Genomic DNA, 19,260 nt, shown 5'->3' on the forward strand with positions numbered 1-19,260 from the left:
TTTGACCTGCATCAACGCGCCGCGCGCGAGCGATGCAAGACTGCTGGAGAAAGGCGGCGTCGTTGGCCGCGATTGGAGATCGTCGTGCTGGATCAGGCGCAGGTAGAACGGCTCGATGCCGAAGCGGTCAACTCCGCAAAGACGCGGTCGCCACTTTATGCCGCGCGCAAGAAGATCTTTCCAAAACGGGCCTCCGGCCGTTTCCGCCAGTTCAAATGGCTGGTGATGGCGATCACACTCGGCATCTACTACCTGACTCCCTGGCTGCGTTGGGATAGGGGCCCCTTCGCTCCCGACCAGGCCGTTCTCGTCGATCTGGCCAACCACCGTTTCTATTTCTTCTTCATCGAGATCTGGCCGCAGGAATTCTACTACGTCGCCGGCCTCCTGATGATGGCGGGCGTCGGTCTTTTCCTGATCACATCGACGGTCGGGCGAGCCTGGTGCGGATACACCTGCCCGCAGACCGTCTGGGTCGATCTGTTCCTTGTCGTGGAACGGGCGATCGAAGGCGATCGCAATGCCCGCATGAAGCTGGACGGCGCTCCCTGGAGCGCTCGCAAGCTGTTCCTGCGCATAACCAAGCATGCCGTCTGGCTCGTTATCGCCGTGGCCACGGGCGGCGCCTGGATTTTCTACTTCGCCGACGCGCCGAAACTGCTCGGCGAAGTCGTCACCGGCACGGCGGCGGCCGTGGCCTATATCACGATCGCCGTCCTGACCGGCACGACCTATGTCTTCGGCGGATTGATGCGCGAACAGGTTTGCACCTACATGTGCCCCTGGCCGCGAATTCAGGCCGCCATGCTCGATGAAAACTCGCTGACCGTCACATACAACGACTGGCGCGGCGAGCCGCGTTCGCGCCACGCCAAAAAGGCCTCCGCCGCCGGGCAGTCGGTTGGCGACTGCGTTGACTGCAACGCCTGTGTTGCCGTCTGTCCCATGGGGATCGACATCCGCGACGGCCAGCAACTGGAATGCATCACCTGCGCGCTGTGCATCGACGCCTGCGACAGCGTCATGGATAAGCTCGGCCGGGACCGCGGGTTGATTTCCTATGCGACGCTGGCGGACTACAACGCCAACATGGCGATGGCCACCTCCGGCGGCACCGGCCCGGTCAATCCGGCGGTTGTGAGAACCCCGAGTGGGGCCTTCGCCGATGGCCTGGCACATTTCCATCTGGGCAAGATCTTCCGGTTGCGCACCTACATCTATCTCGGTGTGTGGTCGGCAATCGGCCTGGCGCTCGTCTATTCTCTGCTGACGCGCGATCGGCTGGAACTGAATGTCCTGCATGATCGCAATCCGCAGTTCGTAACGCTCTCGGACGGCTCGATCCGGAACGGCTATACGGTCAAGCTGCTCAACATGATACCCGAGCCGAGGACCATCGAGGTCACGCTGGAAGGCCTCGACGGCGGCGAGATGAGCATCGTCGGCATCGACCAGCCCGCAAGTCGCTCGTTCGCCATTCCGGTCGAACCCGACCGGCTGAAGACGCTCAAGATCTTCGTCAGGCAACCGGCCGATCAGATCAGGAAGCCTGCCCAGGGTTTCGAATTCCGCATCGACGATAAGGCAAGTTCCGAAACCGCCGAGTATACCGCCATTTTCAATGCCCCGGAGAACAGCAGATGAGCGCCGAAACGCGGAAGCCACGCGAGTTCACCGGCAAGCATATGTTGATCTCCATTCTGGCGTTCTTCGCGGTGGTGATCGGGGTCAACGTCACCATGGCCACGCTCGCCCGGAAGAGTTGGACCGGCCTCGTCGTCGAGAACACCTATGTTGCCAGCCAGCAGTTCAACGAAGAGGCGAGGAAAGGAAGGGCGCAGGCGGCGCTTGGCTGGACAGGCAAGCTGACCGTCGCTTCCGGCGAGGTCCGTTACAGCCTTGTCGACAGCCGGGGCAAACCGGTGCCGCTGCGCGGCGTCAAGGTGCTGTTCCGCCACCCGGCCTACGAGGCCGCGGACGAAGCCCTGACACTTGCAGCGGTGCCCGGCGGCACGCCGGCGAACACGGGCGCGTTTGCCGTTCGGCACACGCCCAAGAATGGCGTCTGGATCGTGGAGATCGATGCAGACGCCGGGCTTACGTCACCGTTTCGCGACGTTCGCCGCATCATGATCTCGAACGGGGCCCTGCAATGAGTTGCTGCGCGCCAGGGGCTGAAATGGCATTGGAGGTCGCCGCCGCGGCGTCCGCACCGCCGTCGAGCGAAGAGATCAAGCTGGCCAGCCGCTCTCTGGGCGGCGACATTCACCAGACCGACCTGTCGGTACCGACGGTTCATTGCGGAGCCTGCATACAAGCCATTGAGGCTGCGCTCGGCCAGGTCGAGAACATAGAGTCCGCCCGCGTCAACTTGTCGACGAGACGTGTGTCGATTCGCTGGCATGGAGACAGCATCCCGCCGTTCTTTCCCGTGCTCGGTCGGCTCGGCTATCAGGCTCACCTGTTCGACCCGCAAATAGACGAGAAAGACAGAACCCTGTCTGAGTTGATCCGGGCCGTTGCCGTAGCCGGCTTCGTTGCCGGCAACATCATGCTGCTCTCGGTATCGGTCTGGTCCGGCGCCGAGGGCGCGACACGCGATCTGTTCCACTGGCTGTCCGCGCTGATCGCCATCCCGGCGCTCGCCTTCGCCGGCGGCATCTATTTCCGCTCTGCCGCGAACGCGCTGCGCCATGGCCGGATGAACATGGACGTGCCGATCACGGTGGGCGTTTCGCTCGCCTACACGATGAGCCTCTACGAGACCATCAACCACGGCGAGCACGCCTATTTCGACGCATCGGTGTCGCTGCTCTTCTTCCTGCTGATCGGCCGCACGCTCGACCATGTCATGCGTGAGCGGGCGCGCACGGCCGTCAACGGTCTCTCGAGGCTCGCGTCGCGGGGTTCGCTTGTCCTGAGGGATGACGGCACGCGCGAGTACGTGCCCGTCGCCGAACTTGTTCCCGGGCTGCGCCTGCTCATCGCGGCGGGAGAACGCATACCGGTCGACGGCGATATCGTCAGCGGGAATTCCGATCTCGATTGCTCGATCGTCTCTGGGGAGAGCGCGCCAAAGGCCGTCGGGGCCGGCGCTCACGTGCAGGCCGGTACGCTCAACCTGACGGGCCCGCTGACGATGCAGGCGACCGCCGCCGCGAAGGATTCGTTCCTGGCTGAAATGGTTCGACTGATGGAAGCCGCCGAAGGTGGCCGCTCGCGTTACAGGCGGATTGCCGACCGCGTATCGGCACTTTACGCGCCCGTGGTCCATCTGGCGGCCTTAGTCACCTTTCTCGGCTGGATGACCGCATCCGGCGACTGGCACCGCGCCATGACCATTGCCATCGCCGTGCTGATCATCACCTGCCCCTGCGCGCTCGGCCTTGCGGTGCCGATCGTCCAGGTCGTTGCGGCCCGACGCCTGTTCGAGGCCGGCGTCATGGTCAAGGACGGTTCGGCCATGGAGCGCCTCGCGGCGATCGACGCGGCTGTCTTCGACAAGACCGGGACGCTGACGCTCGGGCGCCCAAAACTGGTGAATGCGTCCTCGATCGACCCGACCATGCTTGCGATCGCGGCCGACATGGCGGCTCATTCCCGCCATCCGTTCTCGAGAGCAATCGCCAGTTATGCAGGGTATTCCGGCCAGCCCGTTGTCGAATCCGTCAGAGAACATCCGGGCTTCGGCGTCGAAGCCGTGACCGAGGGGTATACGTGGCGGCTCGGAAGGCGCGGATGGGCGGGCTGGAAGGCTCGCACCGACGGGGAAGGCAAACTCGGCGGCTATGGCGGCACGGTGCTCTCGAAGAATGGAAACATCGTTGCGTGTTTCGCCTTCGAGGACGCGCTTCGACAGGACGCCACGGCAGCGATCCGGCAATTGAAGGACGCCGGCGTGTCGGTCGATATGCTGTCCGGGGACACCGCGAAGGCCTGTGGCGAGGTTGCCAAATCATTGGGGATCGAAAGTTTCGTGCCGGCTCTGCTGCCCTCTGGGAAGGTCGAGTGGATCGAAGCGCTGATCCGCGCCGGACACAAGGTGCTGATGGTGGGCGACGGCCTCAACGACACGCCGGCATTGCGGGCAGCGCATGTTTCGATGGCTCCCGCAACCGCGGCCGACATCGGCCGTCAGGCCGCGGATTTCGTCTTCCTGCGCGAAAGCCTGCTTGCGGTCCCTCTGGCGATGGATGTCTCGCGCAAGGCCGGCCGGCTCATTCGCCAGAACATCGCCATTGCGATCGCCTACAACGCCTTTGCCGTTCCGATCGCCGTTCTGGGCCATGTGACGCCGCTCATCGCGGCGATCGCAATGAGCGCCTCTTCCCTGATCGTCATTGCAAATGCGATGCGTCTTCAGGGCATGGCGAAAGCGGCGCCTGAAGCTGCGCCTACGCGACGCCGCACCGATGTCATCGACGCGGCCCGTCCATGACCACGCTCGTCTATCTCATTCCCGTGGCCCTGTTCCTGGGAGCGCTTGGTTTGTCCGGCTTCCTGTGGGCTTTGCGCAGCGGCCAGTACGAGGATATCGATGGAGCCGCAGAGCGGATCTTGATCGAGCCTGATCAGCGAGACATCGAAGGCCGGCGAGACAAACTGACGTAGATCAAGGCAGCGGTGCTCCCGGTGTCCGAAAAAGAGGCTGACGAAAAGCGGGAGATTTCGATGCAAGCTCGGGACATCATGACGACGCCAGTGGTCACGATCACCGCCTCTGCCTCGGTCGCCGAAGCGGTCGATCTGATGCTGACCAGGAACATCCGCAGCCTGCCGGTCCTGGGAGACGATGGATCGCTGGCCGGCGTCATCAGCGAAGGCGATTTCCTGCGCCGAGGCGAGCTCGGCACCAGACGGGCGCGGCCTCGCTGGCTGGAGGTTCTTGTCGGTCCAGGCAAGCTCGCTGACGAGTATATTCGTTCGAGCGGCCGCCGGGTGGGCGAGGTTATGACCACCGGCGTCGTCTCGGCAGCGCCTGGCACCTCGCTCGCCGAGGTCGTAGACCTCATGGCGACCCACGACATCAAGAACGTGCCTATCCTTGACGCGGGGAAGATCGTCGGCATCGTCAGCCGATCCGATCTGATGCGCATCCTGCTTCGCACTCTGTCCAAATCGGGCGCTGCGACCGTCGACGACGAAGTCATCCGCAGGAACATTCTCGCCGAGCTGAGGGAGCAATCCTGGAGCGTCGGCGGCGACCTTATCGGCGTCACCGTCAAAAAAGGAGAGGTGGAACTGAATGGCGCCATTTTCGACGAGCGTCAGCGAAAGGCCGCGGTCGTTGCCGCGGAGAACGTCACCGGGGTCAAGAAAGTCACCGACAAGCTCTTCTACGCCGGACCGTTGTCGGTCGTGCTCGTCTCCTGACGAGCGTGCGTCGGCCTTTATCGGTCGATTTTCGTCCCGACGCGCTCAGGGCTTCCTGTCGAGCGTTAGATCGTAGCCGCGATCACCAACGGTCGATGCAGCAGCGCAAATGCAACAAGCGCCGCGCCCGCGACCTTGTCCGCCATCAGTCAGCCGCCACGTGGCCTTCCGAGCTTGCTCGCTTCCCGCCCGCCAAGCAACTCGTTGCGTCCAGCGTCAAGTTCAATCAGCGGAGGGATTGCAATCGAGCGATCAGGTCGCTGTTGCGGCAATAGGCCGGCGGATGGTCGGCATGCGTGGTTTCGTCGAGCCACACGGCACATTCGTCCTGGTGGCCGCAGGACCGGCATCGGTCAACGGCACGACTGGTGACGGCTGCATGATCCGCCACAACGTTCAGCTGCCTGTCGACGCCCATCTTCTGCATCATGCGTTCCATCAAGGCAGTTCTGGCGTCAACCCCGATCAGATATTCGAGAAAGCTCATGTCGTCGCACTCCTCAGACGACAATTCATTGCCATCTCAGGCGACTTGCGACGTTGATCTCAATCAAGGAGCGCTATCCATTTCGTGGAATTGCTTCGCCAAACGGGCCGATTTCCCGCCCGGGAACCTAGCTGGCGGTACCGAATATTGCCCCAATGCCCGCGGTCAGGGCCATTGCCAGCGCTCCCCAAAAGGTCACGCGAATGGTCGCCTTCCATGCATTGGCGCCGCCAGCCCTCGCGCCGATTGCGCCGAGCACGGCCAGGAACAACAGCGACGCGATCGAAACGACGGCAACAAGCTGGGAGGGCGGTGAAAGAAGCACCATCGCCAACGGCATGATCGCGCCGATTGAAAACGCCGCCGCCGAAGCCAGCGCAGCCAGTATCGGTCGTGCAGCGGTTACCCCGGAAATACCAAGTTCGTCGCGGGCGTGTGCGCCAAGAGCATCCTTGGCCATCAACTGGTCAGCCACCTGCAACGCCAATTGAGGCTCCACACCGCGATCGATGTAGATCTGGGCAAGCTCCTGCCTCTCGAACTCGGGTTGGCTCGCTAGTTCCTTCCGTTCACGCGCGATATCCGCATGCTCGGTGTCGGCCTGGGAACTGACGGATACATATTCGCCGGCGGCCATCGACATGGCGCCGGCCACCAGGCCGGCGACGCCTGCTACCAGCACGCTGGCGGTGGTGGCATTGGCGCTTGCAACCCCAATGATCAGGCTGGCGGTCGAGACGATGCCGTCGTTTGCCCCGAGCACCGCGGCGCGTAACCAGCCGATGCGTGAAACCAGGTGATTTTCGGTATGAAGACGACTCATTTGAGCAAGGCAACAATTGTCGGTTCGGTCATGGTTTGCGTCCACATCGGTAGTCCAACCGTTCACTGCCCCTGGACCCGAGCAAATGCCTTGATCAAAGTCAAATGGCGACCCCCGGTTCGCCGGTCGGACATTTCTCGCAAGCCAAAGGCGCGCTGACAGCCAGTTGTCAGCTAGCTCATGAGATATTGTTCCCAACCTGCACGCAACGGCTCAGCCGCAGCGTGCTCGAAATCGGAAACAATGCTCATGAAACAGATCGCCTTGTCCCTTTTCGTGATCGCCTCGTCCGGGGCTTATGTCTGGGATCACGCGGGCAAGCTTCCCGACAACGATCTAACCGACACACAGGGCGCCGCCAATGCGGCAGAGCAGACTGCGTTGCCGCGGGTTACTCCGCTTCCCGCCGCCGATCCGGTCCTGGCGCCGGCGGCGACCCAGCCGATAATCCCCCAGTTGGATTTGCCGAGGGCGCCTGCGCCACGCGCAACGGTCGAGGCCTGGAAGGATACCCCCGCGACGATTGCGGCCGCGGTACCGCAGGCCGCCTTTGCCGATAGCCAGCCGGAAGTCACACAGCCGCCACCTTCGCCGCCGGAGCCAGGCGTGGGGCTCCCGGGAGCAAATGCCGCGCCGCCGCAGACACCGTCATTTGCGGTGACGCCTGCCGTCTACATTCCCATCCCGCAGCCGCGGCCGGACTATCCCCAAGCGCGCGTCCTCCATACCGGCATGAAGCTCGCGGCGCATGGCTATACCGACGGAGCCTACACCGGCCCTTCTGCCGACGCCTACTACGGCATCATCCAGATCCAGGCGCTTATCCAGGGTGGCCGCGTCACGGCACTCAAAGTGCTGAGATACCCCAATGACCGCCGTACCTCTGTCAACATCAACCGGCAGGCGTTGCCGATGCTGCGCGACGAAGCGATCAGCGCGCAAAGCGCCGACGTGGACATCATCTCGGGCGCAACGCTGACCAGCAAGGCCTTCATCCAGTCGCTCGGCGGCGCCCTGAGGAAGGCTTCTTCCTAACTCAATGCGCGATACCCGAATTCTGATGGGAATGCCCATCACGGTCGATGTCGGTGGCGCCGCCGGCTCGCTGATCGACTCCGTCTTCGACTATTTCGAGCAAGTCGATCGCCGCTTCAGCACCTACAGGACCGACAGCGAGATTTCCGCCATCAACCGAGGCGACGTTCCGGTCAAGGATTGGAGCGGCGAGATGATGGAAGTGCTGGCGCTGGCCGAGCGGACAAGAAGCGAGACGAACGGATATTTCGACATCAGCAAGGCCGACGGTTCGCTTGACCCGTCCGGGATCGTGAAGGGCTGGGCCATCCGCAATGCCATCGATATCGTTCGCAGGGCCGGCTTCGGCGATTTCTTCATCGAGGCGGGTGGCGACATTCAGTCCTGCGGCAGGAATGCGTCCGGTGGAGACTGGAGCATCGGCATCCGCAATCCCTTCAACACGAATGAGATCATCAAGGTCATCTATCCGCGCGGCCGCGGCGTCGCCACATCCGGCACCTATGCGCGCGGCCAACACATCTACAATCCTCACGGCTTCAGCGACCCTATTAGCGACATCGTCAGCCTGACCGTCGTCGGATCCGATGTTCTCGAAGCCGATCGCTTCGCCACCGCCGCCTTCGCCATGGGCCGGGACGGCATCTCCTTCATCGAGCAGACTCCCGGGCTGGAGGGGTATGTGGTCGACGTCGAGGGCCGCGCCACGCCGACAAGCGGATTCGGAGACCTTTGCGAACCATGATCAGGGCAGTCGACCGTTTCCTCGATCACCTGACCATGTATCGGCTGGTGCTTTACTATCTGATGGTGCTGCTGGGCACGGCCTTCGCCTTTTGCTTCGTCAAGCTGGTGCCGCATGATCCGCTCGCGCTCGCTTTCACCGCTGCCTTGACAGTCGTTGCCTGCTGGATCACCAACAAGGCCTTCGCGCTGGTCTTCGAGGTTCCGGCAAACAGCGAATCGGTCTACATCACCGCGCTCATTCTGGCCCTCATCCTCGATCCCGTCGCGGTCACCGACCTGAAGGGCATCGGGGCCGTTGCTTTCGCCTCTGTTTGGGCGATCTCATCGAAATACATCCTGGCCGTTGGTCGAAAACACCTTTTCAATCCAGCGGCCCTCGGCGTGGCGTTGTCGGCATTGTTGCTGAACCAGCCGGCCACCTGGTGGGTCGGGGGCAATCCATGGCTGCTCCCCTTCGTCCTCATCGGTGGGATTCTGGTCGTCCGGAAGCTGCGCCGTCTGGACCTTGTCGCGACATTTCTGGTCGTGGCCCTGGCGACCGTGCTGGCAACAACCGAGCTGGCGCATTATGGCGCCGCCATCAAGGAAACGCTGAACTCGTCGCCGCTGTTGTTCTTCGCTTTCGTGATGCTGACCGAGCCATTGACGGCGCCTGCACAGCGCTGGCCGCGGATCGTCTTTGCAGCCGTCGTCGGGTTCCTGTTCGCGCCCAACATCCATGTCGGCTCGTTCTATTTCACCCCCGAGCTTGCGCTCCTGATTGGCAACCTCTTCGCCTTCTCGGTAAGTCCGAAAGGACGCTTCATCCTAACTTTGGAACGTATCGAGCAAACCGCCGTCGACAGCTATGACTTGATCTTCAGACCGTCGCGAAAGCTTGCCTTCCAGGCAGGCCAGTATCTTGAGTGGACGCTGAGCCTCGACCGTTCCGACAACCGCGGCAACCGGCGTTATTTCACCGTGGCCTCATCGCCTACGGAGCAATCAGTGCGGCTTGGCGTAAAGTTCTATCCGCAATCGAGCGCCTTCAAGCGGGCGCTGGGCGCCATGAAGCCTGGCGCCACGATCCACGCTTCACAACTGGCCGGCGATTTCACGCTGCCATCCGATCCGAAGACGAAGATCGCTTTCCTGGCGGGCGGCATCGGCATCACCCCGTTCCGTTCGATGCTGCAATTTCTCGTCGATCGCGAGGAAGTGCGACCCATCGTCGTTCTCTATGGCACCGAGAGCCAAGACGACATCGCCTATCGAGACGTGCTTGGTCTGGCGAGACGCGAACTGGGCATAAGGACGTTCCATGCGGTAGCCAAGGGTGCCGAGCGCGGCCAGTACCCGGGCTATATCGACGCCCGCCTGGTACGCCTCACCATGCCCGACTACCTCGAACGCATCTTCTACATCTCTGGCCCGCAGGTCATGGTCAAGGCGCTGCGCAGGAAACTGCTGGCCATGGGGGTTCGCCGTTCCAGAATCAAAGTCGACTATTTCCCCGGATTCGCCTGAACGCCGCTCAACCATGCCGAGGCAGGTAAATGGTCACAGCCAGACCGGAGTTGACGTTGGCCATTTCGAGGCGGCCGTCATAGGCTTCGACGATATCCGAAACGATCGCCAGGCCGAGGCCGCTGCCGCCGCCCTTGCTATCGAGCTGGACGCCACGCAACAAAGCGGCGCGCAGGGCGGCCTCGGGAATGCCCGGCCCATCGTCGACGACCTTGATGATCACCTCGCCAGCGCTCGCGGATGCGCTCACATGAACCAGGGATCTCGCGAAACGCGTCGCGTTCTCCACCAGATTGCCGAGAACCTCGGACAAATCGCCTTCGTCGACCGGCGCCATGAAATCCTCGGCGACATCGATCGCGAATGACAGTTGCTTGCCCCTCGGCGTTCGTTTGATGACGGCAACCACGCCGTTGGTCACCTCTCGGACAAGGCACGCGGCATCGCCGGAAACGCCGGGCGCCAGTCGAGCGCGCGCCAACTCCCGTTCGACGTGGCGGCGAATCGCGCCGGCGCTTTTCTCGATCTCGTCGGCAAGTTCGGTCTCGCCCTTCTTGCGCAAGGTCCGAATATCGGCGGAAAGGACCTGCAGGGGCGTCTTGAGGCCGTGCGCGAGATCGGTGGCGCGCGAGCGGGCGCGCGCGAGGGCTTTCTCCTGAGCATTGAGCAGGCGATTTATTTCGTCGGCGAGTGGCTGCACTTCGCTCGGCGCTGCTACATCGATCCGAGCCGCGCGCTGCGCAATCACGTTTCTGACGGCGACCCGCAAGCCTTCCAACGGCGCCAAACCGACGGTGATCTGGATGAAGAATGCTCCCATAAGAGCGAGCGCAAGCACCAAGAGCGCCGGCGCGAGATCACGGACATATTCGCCCACCGAGACTTCCACATTGCGATGATCTTCGGCTACGACGGCTCGAAACGCCCGCCCGTCGGCGTCGGTGATCGTGCGCAAGACCGCAACGGTAAGCTCGCCGCCCGGCCCCCTGAGCTCTTCCTTGCGGAGCTCACCACTGGATACCTGGCCAGGCAAGGCAAGCGTGGCGTCCCATAGCGAGCGCGATCGAACGAGGTTATGCGTGGCCAGATCTTCCACCTGCCAGTAGTGCCCGGACAGCGGACTGGCGAAGCGCTGGTCTGCCAGCGTCGATGCGACCAGCAAGCGGCCGTCGGCCGCGAAGCTCGTCGCGCCGATCAACTCATTGAGGTCGACGGTCAACTCACTGACGACCCGCCGCTCGACGTTGAGCTCGAACAGATAGCGCAGGCCGACGCCGGCGATGGCAAGAGCAATCACGATCGATATGGCTGCGGCCGACCAAAGCCTGAAGCGGATCGAATTGCGCATCAGCGAGGCCCGTCCGGCACGAAATATCCGAAGCCGCGTCGGGTTTCGATCACATCGCTGCCGAGTTTGCGCCGCAGACGCGCAACGATGACTTCGATCGTGTTCGGGTCGCGTTCATTGTCTGAACTGTACAGATGTTCCGCGAGCTCGGTCGGAGCGACCACGCGGCCGGCATGATGCATCAGGAACGCCAGAAGCCGATACTCAAGCGGCGAAAGTGCCATAGGAATGCCGCGAACCGAGATGCGCATCTGGCGCGTGTCGAGCGACAAGGGACCCGACTTCAGCACCGGTGCCGCCTGCCCGCTCGAGCGGCGCAGGATGGCGCGCAGTCGTGCCAGCAGCTCCTCCATTTCAAAAGGCTTCGGAAGGTAATCGTCGGCGCCGGCGTTGATGCCTTCCACCCGCTCGGTCCACAGCCCCCGCGCGGTCAGGATCAGCACCGGAAAGCGCCGTCCGTTGGCGCGCCAGCGCTTCAGCACCGTGAGGCCGTCGAGCTTCGGCAATCCAAGGTCGAGGATCGCCGCATCGTAGTTCTCGACGTCGCCGGCAAACCAGGCGGCCTCACCATCGCTCACGATGTCGACGGCCATGCCCGAGGCCTTCAAAACCGCGGCGATATCGGCCGCAATGCGCGGTTCGTCTTCTGCCACGAGGATCTTCATTTGCGGTCGCCTTCGCTGCTCAAGACGCCGCCGGCGCCGGCATCGACATCAACGGTCCTGCGGCGTCCGTCGGCAGCGATCACCTGGAACCGATAGACCCACTTGCTCCCTGCCCGTATGAGATCGACCGCAACGATCTCACCGGGAGCCTTGGCGCGGACAATGGCCATGATATCGGCGAGGCCTTCGATTTCGCCGCGCTCATAAAGGTCGCGCGCCCGGTCATGGTCATCGTCGTCATCCTGCGCCCTGGCGGCGGCCCAGGGCGTGGCCAGCACAAGTGCGGCGATCCCTAGAACGGCCAGGCGCATCAACACGATTTTCATCGAAGAGAGCTGTCGCATGCCGAAGCTGTCAAACCGCTGTCAATCATCGTCAGCCGGCGGCAAGGACCACGTCCCTATCAAGGGCCGCCGTGCCCGATGACGGGCGCGCAGAGAAGGATCTGAAACCATGCGCAATCTTCCTGTCCTAATTGTCGCCCTCGGAGGTCTGGCCGCCTTTGTCATACCCGCCGCCGCGGAATCCGACCATGGATCATGCGCGGCCGCATCCGCCACGGCTCCCGTGACAATCCACCTCGAGGCCATCCCAATGATGAGTTCCACCGGTCCCAAGGCGGTCAAAAGCGTCGGCGACGACGAATGTGACGGCGACAGGTCCAGCGAACGTGGTGACGAAGGATTTGGCGATAGCGACGACTAACAAGCGATCAAGAGCCTGATCCACCAATAGCCTCAACCTCCCTGGAGAATACTCGCAATGCCTGAAATCCAGCATATCCACCCTATTCTCGTGCATTTTCCTATTGTGCTGATGTACACGCTCGTGGTCATCGACCTCGCCGCGCTCGCAAACCGCAACGCCGTTACGACACGCACGGGCGTGGGCACTATTTCCAGTTTTGCGGCGGCAGCCGCGGGAATGTTTGCCGTCGGCACCTGGTTCTTTGGCGGCATCGCCCTCGACCATGCCGAGGCGACGGGGTTCAGCAGCCAGATAGCCGAAATCCACGAGGGCTTGGGTGAGGTCAGCGCCCTGGCCTTCCTGGGCTGGGGTCTCCTCCGCCTCGCGCTGTGGGTACGCAACCGCGAACTGAAGACGCTGGGGCCAGCCATACCCGCCATTGAAATCGCCGGCGCGGCCCTGGTCACGGTAACAGCCTATTATGGCGGGCAGCTGGTCTACGACCTTGGCGTGAACGTTGCCAAGGCCGCCGTCGGCGGCTGACGTCGCAATCTTGGTCCTTGAACCGCCACGCATCGAACCGCATCCTCCGGCTCAGCCCAGGGTGCGGATTGGCGCGACCCGGTGCGGATTTGAGGCCGCAGTTTTTCGGCCGGACCTGGCTCGGCTGCCGTGGTCGAAAAGCCAGCTCTTTGTAAGCTCGGATACCAGCACGTAGAGCGCAGTGATCGCGAGCAGCCCTGCCAGTACCGGTGTTGCCAGAGGCACAAATCCGAACCAGCCGGCAAACGGGGCGAAAGGGATCGCGATGGCGACAACACCGACGCCGACGGCCAAGCCAGCAAGCAAGAGACTCGGACGGCTGCGCCAGAGTCTCCTGCGGGTCCGCACGACGAGCACGATAGCGAGTTCGGTGAGGACGGATTCCACGAACCACGCGGTCTGGAATGTAGCTGCAGTGGCATGAACGGCCAGAAGGAGGTACGCGAAGGTTGCAAAGTCGAAGAGCGAGCTCACCAGTCCGAAACTCACCATGAAACGTCGCACGGAATGGATGTCCCAGTGACGCGGACGGCGCACCTGATCGACATCGACATTGTCACCCGCAATCGCGAGAGCCGGAATGTCGGAGAGGAAATTGTTCAGCAGGATCTGCTTGGCCAGCAGCGGCAGGAACGGCAGGTAAAGCGAGGCGGCGGCCATGCTGATCATGTTGCCGAAATTGGCACTGGTCGTGATGGAGATGTACTTCATCGTGTTGGCGAAGGTTTTGCGGCCATCGTCGACGCCCCTCACCAACACGCTCAGGTCGCGCTTGAGCAAGATGATGTCCGCGGCTTCGCGCGCCACATCGACGGCCGTATCGACTGAAATGCCGATGTCTGCCTCATGAAGCGCAGGCGCGTCGTTTATGCCATCGCCCAGATAGCCGACCACATGGCCGCTCCGGCGCAATGCCTCGACAATGCGCTCTTTCTGGTTCGGGTCGATCTCGACGAAGAGATCGGTATTGCGGACGCCGGCCAGAAGCCCGTTCTTCGTCAGCTTCGATAGATCCTCGCCGGTCATGATCCTATCGGCCCGCAGGCCCACGGCCTCGGCCAGATGCGCCGCGACATAGCGGTTGTCGCCGGAAATCACCTTTACGCCGATGCCTCGGTCGGCAAGCGCCGACAATGTCTCCCGCACCCCCTCCTTTGGCGGATCGAGAAACAGCAGGAACCCCGCGAACGCCATTTCAGTCTCGTCGTCACGGCTGAAGCCCGCCTTGCTCTGAAATCGCCGGATCGCCAGGCCGAGAACCCGATAGCCTTGCGCGCTCCAGCGTCTGAATCGTTCGTCGATCGCCTCGCGTTCCGTCGCGCCGAGGGGTGTCGAGCCATGCGAACCTTGCACGAAGCCGCAAGCATCGAGGACGTTCTGCACGGCTCCCTTGGTGATAAGGAACTGTTCGCTCTTGCTGTCCTGGACTGCGACCGACAAGCGCTTGCGAACAAAATCGTAGGGGATCTCGTCGATCTTGGTGAACCCAGACAAATCGTCCTCTCCATGCGGTACGCTCGCAATCGCCTCGTCGAGAGGATTCTTCAGGCCCGTCTGCAAAGTCGCGTTGAGACGGGCGAAAAGCAGCACGTCGGTCGAACTATTGCCTTCGATGTCGAATGAGCCGTCGAGGTGAATGACGCCCTCCGTCAGCGTCCCGGTCTTGTCGGTGCACAGCAGGTCCATGCTGCCGAGATTCTCGATCGCATCGAGACGGCGCACGATGACACCGCCGGCGGCCATCGTGCGGGCGCCCCGGGCCAAGGTCACACTGATGATCGCCGGAAGCAGTTCGGGCGTCAGACCAACCGCCAACGCCAGTGAAAACAACAAGGATTCGATGAAGGGCCGGTTGAGCATCACATTGGCGAAGAACACCAGGATGACGATCACAAGCATGATCTCGGTCATCAGGTATCCGAACATCCTGATGCCGCGAGCAAACTCGGTCTCGGGTATCCGTCGCTCCAATGCTTCGGCGATCGATGCGAATTCGGTCTGCGCCCCCGTGGCGACTGCCAGCACCTTTGCAGTTCCACTGCGAACCGAGGTGCCGGTGAAGATGGCATTTGTACGCTGCGCGATGCCGGCTTCGGGCGCGGAGCGGCCGGCGGACTTCACGACGGGAAAAGTTTCGCCGGTCAGAACGGATTCGCTGACGTTGAAATCCCGCGACTCCAGGATGACGCCGTCGACAGGGATGAGATCGCCAGCCGACAGGCAGACAACGTCGCCGGGAACGATCTCCTCGACATCGACGGTGCGTTCGAAGCTGTCCCGAAGCACGGTCACCTTGCGGGAGATTCGGTTCTGCAGCGCCTCCATCGCTCGCGAAGCGCCATACTCCTGAGTGAAGCTGAGGACGCAGCTGGCAAGCACAATCACGCCGATGATTGCGGCTTCATGACCCTCCCCGACGAACACCGAAACGGCGGCGGCAAATACCAGGATCAGGACCAACGGGCTGCGAAACTGGCACGCGAATACGCTCATCGCCGATCCACCGGACCGAGGCGCCAGTGCATTGCGACCGAAGCTAGCCAGCCGGATTGCCGCATCGACGCTCAGCAAGCCGGAAGTGGAGGTCTCCAGTTGGCCGACCAGCTCCCCCGTTTCGAGCGACCAGTATGCAGGCTCGACATGGCCGGAAAAGCGGCTGACCGGCCGCCTCTCACGTGGAACGCCCTCCAGCCGGTCCGGGCTATCTGTCGTTCTGGTCGCCATGGTGCAAAGTCAATTCGAAAACAGGCGGCTGATGCCATTCTCGCCAATCAGCGAGCGTGTGATGCCGCCAAAAGCCCATTCCCTGAGCCGGCTGTGACCGTATGCCCCGGAAACGATCAGGTCGGCGTGGACCGAGCGAGAAAACGCAAGGAGTCCCTCGCCGTCGGCGGTACCGGCGACCACTTCCGTACGCGCCATGATGCCATGCTGCTCCAGAAACACCGCGACGTCGGCGAGGCTGTCTCGAACGTCCTTATCCGAAGCTGCTTCGATTGTGGCGACTACGACCTCTTTGGCCTTGGCAAGTAGCGGCAAGGAATCGGACAAGGCTCGTCTTGCTTCCCGGCTGTCCTTCCAAGCGACCAGGACGGTTTTCCCAACCAGGTGTTCCGCATTACCCGCGGCAACCAGTACGGGCCTACCGGCCCCGAGCACCAGGCTTCCTATATCGAGGGCACGGAAGACATCGTCGCCGCCATCGGCGGTCACGATGAGATCGGCTGAACGGGCTACCAGCCCCAGAGCGCGAGTTGGACCGCAAATATATTGTTTCCATTCGCTGCTGGTGGAGTGTGGGACGAGGCCTTCGAAAATGTCGCGCAGTTCGGCAAGGCGTTTCTCGATCGCCTGCCGTTTGACCTGCATGACCTCGCCTTCGTAGACCAGGCCTTCACCCGTGGCCACCAAGGGCGGAACGTCCGCGGCAGCGAAGCCGACGAGGTGAGCGTCGAAGCGATGCGCCATTTCTGCCGCGAGCTTCACGATAGGTCCTGGGTCTGCATCAACGGCCAAGTTGACGACGATCGTTTTGTAGGACATGCGGCACCTTCAGGAGATGATGATCGGTTGATGAGTGCCATTCCGCGAGTTGCATAACCTTGATGCTGATCAAACTCCGGTAGCTCCATGTTTGCGAACGCCTGCACGGATGCTAAACCAGCGATCGCCAGTGTTCCTGATGCAGAATGGATGTGACCCAGAAGAACCCAGCTTCCGCCGAAATCTTCGCCGAAGCGGTCGCCTCGCCGGGCAGCTCGTCGCGAGGTGACGATTTGCCGGAACATGAGTTGCTTGCATTCATGTTCGAGCAGGCACCGGGTTTCATGACGCTGCTCAGAGAGCCCGGGCACGTGTTCGAGCTGGCGAATGCCGCCTACAAGCAAATGGTCGGCCAGCGAAAAATCATTGGCAGATCGGTGCGTGAAGCCTTTCCCGATCTCGAAGGCCAAGGTTTCTTCGAATTGCTGGACCGCGTCTACGAGACTGGCGAACCCTATGTGGGCCGAAGCGTCAAGGTCGTCTATCGCGACGTCGAAACGGGCGTTGCGGAAGAACGCATCCTCGACTTCGTCTATCAGCCCATTAGAGCAAAGGACGGACGGATCACGGCGATATTCGTTCAAGGCACGGACGTCAGCGAGCTGTCCTTTGCCAACGCCGCGCTGCAACTGCGCGAGGACCATCTTCGTTCGATCCTGGCGACAGTGCCCGATGCGATGATTGTCATCGACGAAACCGCCAATATCCAATCCTTCAGCACGGCGGCCGAGACATTGTTTGGCTACAAGGCCAGCGAAGTCATCGGTCAAAACGTCAAATTGCTGATGCCCTCGCCGTATCGGGAAGAGCATGACACCTACATGCAGCGTTACCTGACCACGGGAGAGCGCCGCATCATAGGGCTCGGGCGCACGGTGACCGGGAAGCGCAAGGACGGATCAACCTTTCCGATGGAACTCGCCGTCGGCGAAATGCATCCGGGAACGGGCCGCTTCTTCACCGGCTTCTGCCGCGACCTGACCGAGCGCCACAGAACCGAAGCCAGGATGCAGGAGCAGCAGCAGGAGCTGCTCCACATGGCACGCTTCACCGCGCTCGGCGAAATGGCCTCGACATTGGCGCATGAGATCAACCAACCGCTGACAGCCATCACCAACTATCTCAAAGGCAGCCGCCGTCTGCTCGAGAAAAGCAACGACGAGAACGCGACTATGTTGCGAGAGGCTGTCGAGAAAGCCGCGGAGCAGGCCTTACGCGCTGGCGACGTCATTCGTCGTCTCAGGGACTTCGTTGCCAGGGGAGAAAGCGAGCGCCAGGTCGAACGCCTGCCAGCCCTTATCGAGGACGCCTCATCCCTCGCTCTGGTCGGTGCGCGGGAGGCCGATGTCCGCGTCACATACGATCTCGACCCAGCGGCCGAGCTTGTTCTGACTGATCGAATTCAGATCGAACAGGTGCTCCTCAATCTTATGAGAAACGCCGTGGAGGCCATGCAGGGCGCGCCGCGCCGTGAGCTGCGTGTCTCTACCACCGCCCGGCATGACGGGATGGCAGAGGTTGGCGTGATCGATACCGGGTCGGGGTTGGCGCCGGAGGTTTCAGCCCAACTCTTCCAGCCCTTCGTTACCACGAAGAAGCAGGGAATGGGCGTGGGACTGTCTATTTGTCGCACTATCGTGGAGGCGCACGGTGGCCATATCTGGGCGGAGTCGATGCCCGGCGGCGGGACCGCCTTCCGCTTCACTCTGCGCTCGGTAGAAAAGGAAGAGGTCGACAGTGGCCAGTGATGTCGTGCATGTGGTCGACGATGATGTCGATGTCCGCAAATCGCTAGGCTTTCTTCTGGCGACGGCCGACTTTGCCGTGCGCCTCTATGAGTCGGCGACCGCATTTTTGGCGACAGAGCCGAAGGAGGTCGAGGGCTGCATTGTCACCGATGTGCGCATGCCCGGTATCGACGGCATCGAGTTCCTGCGGCAACTGAGATCCCGCGGGTTGAGCGTGCCGGTGATTGTAATGACGGGGCACGCCGATGTCGCGCTTGCCGTCCAGGCGATGAAGGAAGGCGCCGCCGACTTCATCGAAAAGCCGTTCGATGACCAGGTTCTCATCGATTCGTTGCGTTCGGCCCTGAGCCACCGCAGTCAGCCCATCGCCGCACACCCGCAATCAACCGAGATCCGGAAGAACCTTGCCGCCCTTTCGGAACGTGAGCGCCAAGTGCTGGACGGGCTCGTCTCCGGTTTGCCGAACAAGACGATTGCCTACGATCTCGGGATCAGCCCGCGAACGGTTGAAATCCATCGTGCCAATGTCATGAGCAAGATGGGTGCGGGCAGTCTCTCGCACCTGGTACGCATGGCGTTGATCGCCGAACCCAAACACCAAGGCGATATTTGATTCCCGACACCATCGCGCTTTGAGGCAACCGTCAGGACAGGTCTCGCAACAAGCTGGCCCGCCGCTCTTTTGGATTCCAGTCTCGCCAGTGGGTCGGCCTGATGTCGACACGAACGCGCGTAGCGACATCCACCCATCCTTC

The 19,260-nt window shown here is 62.2% G+C and carries 19 protein-coding genes; 12 read left to right on the plus strand and 7 right to left on the minus strand.

What is annotated here, in order from left to right; all coding sequences use genetic code 11:
• Positions 1–84: 84 nt before the first annotated feature.
• The 5 genes from ccoG to FJ956_RS08605 are packed head-to-tail and all read left to right on the plus strand — an operon-like array spanning position 85 to position 5,373.
• Complete coding sequence (gene ccoG / locus FJ956_RS08585; protein WP_140679398.1) at positions 85–1,644, plus strand: cytochrome c oxidase accessory protein CcoG; 1,560 nt, start codon at positions 85–87, stop codon at positions 1,642–1,644.
• Positions 1,641–2,156, plus strand: coding sequence for a FixH family protein (locus FJ956_RS08590; protein WP_140679394.1), 516 nt, complete (start codon positions 1,641–1,643; stop codon positions 2,154–2,156). The genes ccoG and FJ956_RS08590 overlap by 4 nt, the downstream gene beginning before the upstream one ends.
• Positions 2,153–4,438: a cation-translocating P-type ATPase gene (locus tag FJ956_RS08595; RefSeq protein ID WP_140679390.1), complete on the plus strand. Its 2,286-nt coding sequence runs from the start codon at positions 2,153–2,155 to the stop codon at positions 4,436–4,438. Before FJ956_RS08590 ends, FJ956_RS08595 begins: the two co-directional genes overlap by 4 nt.
• Positions 4,435–4,611, plus strand: coding sequence for a cbb3-type cytochrome oxidase assembly protein CcoS (ccoS, locus tag FJ956_RS08600; RefSeq protein WP_140679386.1), 177 nt, complete (start codon positions 4,435–4,437; stop codon positions 4,609–4,611). Before FJ956_RS08595 ends, ccoS begins: the two co-directional genes overlap by 4 nt.
• 60 nt (positions 4,612–4,671) lie before the next feature.
• Positions 4,672–5,373 carry a CBS domain-containing protein gene (locus FJ956_RS08605; RefSeq protein ID WP_140679384.1) on the plus strand — a complete coding sequence of 234 codons (702 nt, stop codon included), beginning with the start codon at positions 4,672–4,674 and terminating at the stop codon, positions 5,371–5,373.
• A gap of 226 nt (positions 5,374–5,599) precedes the next feature.
• Here the strand turns inward: FJ956_RS08605 and FJ956_RS08610 are convergent, their stop codons facing one another.
• Positions 5,600–5,860 (minus strand): DUF6455 family protein, encoded by a 261-nt coding sequence (locus tag FJ956_RS08610; RefSeq protein ID WP_140679382.1) that lies wholly within the window; start codon positions 5,858–5,860, stop codon positions 5,600–5,602.
• Between the two features lie 127 nt (positions 5,861–5,987).
• Positions 5,988–6,683 carry a VIT family protein gene (locus tag FJ956_RS08615; RefSeq protein ID WP_140679564.1) on the minus strand — a complete coding sequence of 232 codons (696 nt, stop codon included), beginning with the start codon at positions 6,681–6,683 and terminating at the stop codon, positions 5,988–5,990.
• 249 nt (positions 6,684–6,932) lie between these two features.
• Here FJ956_RS08615 and FJ956_RS08620 point away from each other — a divergent pair, with 249 nt between their 5' ends.
• The 3 genes from FJ956_RS08620 to FJ956_RS08630 are packed head-to-tail and all read left to right on the plus strand — an operon-like array spanning position 6,933 to position 9,971.
• Positions 6,933–7,718: an FMN-binding protein gene (locus FJ956_RS08620; protein WP_140679380.1), complete on the plus strand. Its 786-nt coding sequence runs from the start codon at positions 6,933–6,935 to the stop codon at positions 7,716–7,718.
• Between the two features lie 25 nt (positions 7,719–7,743).
• Positions 7,744–8,463 (plus strand): FAD:protein FMN transferase, encoded by a 720-nt coding sequence (locus tag FJ956_RS08625; RefSeq protein ID WP_246681607.1) that lies wholly within the window; start codon positions 7,744–7,746, stop codon positions 8,461–8,463.
• On the plus strand, positions 8,460–9,971 hold the full coding sequence (locus FJ956_RS08630; RefSeq protein ID WP_140679375.1) for an RnfABCDGE type electron transport complex subunit D: 1,512 nt from the start codon (positions 8,460–8,462) through the stop codon (positions 9,969–9,971). Before FJ956_RS08625 ends, FJ956_RS08630 begins: the two co-directional genes overlap by 4 nt.
• 7 nt (positions 9,972–9,978) lie before the next feature.
• Here the strand turns inward: FJ956_RS08630 and FJ956_RS08635 are convergent, their stop codons facing one another.
• Genes FJ956_RS08635 through FJ956_RS08645 form a run of 3 tightly spaced genes read right to left on the minus strand, consistent with a single transcriptional unit; the run spans position 9,979 to position 12,310 of the window.
• Entirely contained in the window at positions 9,979–11,319 is a 1,341-nt protein-coding gene (locus FJ956_RS08635; RefSeq protein WP_140679373.1) for a HAMP domain-containing sensor histidine kinase, read from the minus strand.
• Positions 11,319–11,984 (minus strand): response regulator transcription factor, encoded by a 666-nt coding sequence (locus tag FJ956_RS08640; RefSeq protein ID WP_140679371.1) that lies wholly within the window; start codon positions 11,982–11,984, stop codon positions 11,319–11,321. Before FJ956_RS08640 ends, FJ956_RS08635 begins: the two co-directional genes overlap by 1 nt.
• The gene (locus FJ956_RS08645) at positions 11,981–12,310 is read right to left on the minus strand and encodes a PepSY domain-containing protein (protein WP_140679369.1); all 330 of its coding nucleotides are present in this window, start codon (positions 12,308–12,310) and stop codon (positions 11,981–11,983) included. The genes FJ956_RS08640 and FJ956_RS08645 overlap by 4 nt, the downstream gene beginning before the upstream one ends.
• Positions 12,311–12,437: 127 nt before the next feature.
• On the opposite strand from FJ956_RS08645, the gene FJ956_RS08650 reads away from it, so the two are divergent.
• Positions 12,438–12,689, plus strand: coding sequence for a hypothetical protein (locus FJ956_RS08650; RefSeq protein WP_140679366.1), 252 nt, complete (start codon positions 12,438–12,440; stop codon positions 12,687–12,689).
• A gap of 57 nt (positions 12,690–12,746) precedes the next feature.
• Positions 12,747–13,214, plus strand: a complete 468-nt coding sequence (locus tag FJ956_RS08655; protein ID WP_140679363.1) for a DUF2231 domain-containing protein — start codon at positions 12,747–12,749, stop codon at positions 13,212–13,214.
• Positions 13,215–13,265: 51 nt separating this feature from the next.
• Here FJ956_RS08655 and mgtA read toward each other — a convergent pair whose 3' ends face one another.
• Positions 13,266–15,938 carry a magnesium-translocating P-type ATPase gene (mgtA, locus tag FJ956_RS08660; RefSeq protein WP_140679360.1) on the minus strand — a complete coding sequence of 891 codons (2,673 nt, stop codon included), beginning with the start codon at positions 15,936–15,938 and terminating at the stop codon, positions 13,266–13,268.
• A gap of 9 nt (positions 15,939–15,947) precedes the next feature.
• Positions 15,948–16,757 (minus strand): universal stress protein, encoded by an 810-nt coding sequence (locus FJ956_RS08665; RefSeq protein WP_140679358.1) that lies wholly within the window; start codon positions 16,755–16,757, stop codon positions 15,948–15,950.
• A gap of 260 nt (positions 16,758–17,017) precedes the next feature.
• On the opposite strand from FJ956_RS08665, the gene FJ956_RS08670 reads away from it, so the two are divergent.
• Positions 17,018–18,505, plus strand: a complete 1,488-nt coding sequence (locus tag FJ956_RS08670) for a PAS domain-containing sensor histidine kinase (protein ID WP_281405615.1) — start codon at positions 17,018–17,020, stop codon at positions 18,503–18,505.
• Positions 18,495–19,118, plus strand: a complete 624-nt coding sequence (fixJ, locus tag FJ956_RS08675; RefSeq protein WP_140679356.1) for a response regulator FixJ — start codon at positions 18,495–18,497, stop codon at positions 19,116–19,118. The genes FJ956_RS08670 and fixJ overlap by 11 nt, the downstream gene beginning before the upstream one ends.
• The last annotated feature ends 142 nt before the right edge of the window (positions 19,119–19,260 follow it).

This window comes from Mesorhizobium sp. B2-4-3 (genome assembly GCF_006442815.1).
Lineage (GTDB): Bacteria > Pseudomonadota > Alphaproteobacteria > Rhizobiales > Rhizobiaceae > Mesorhizobium.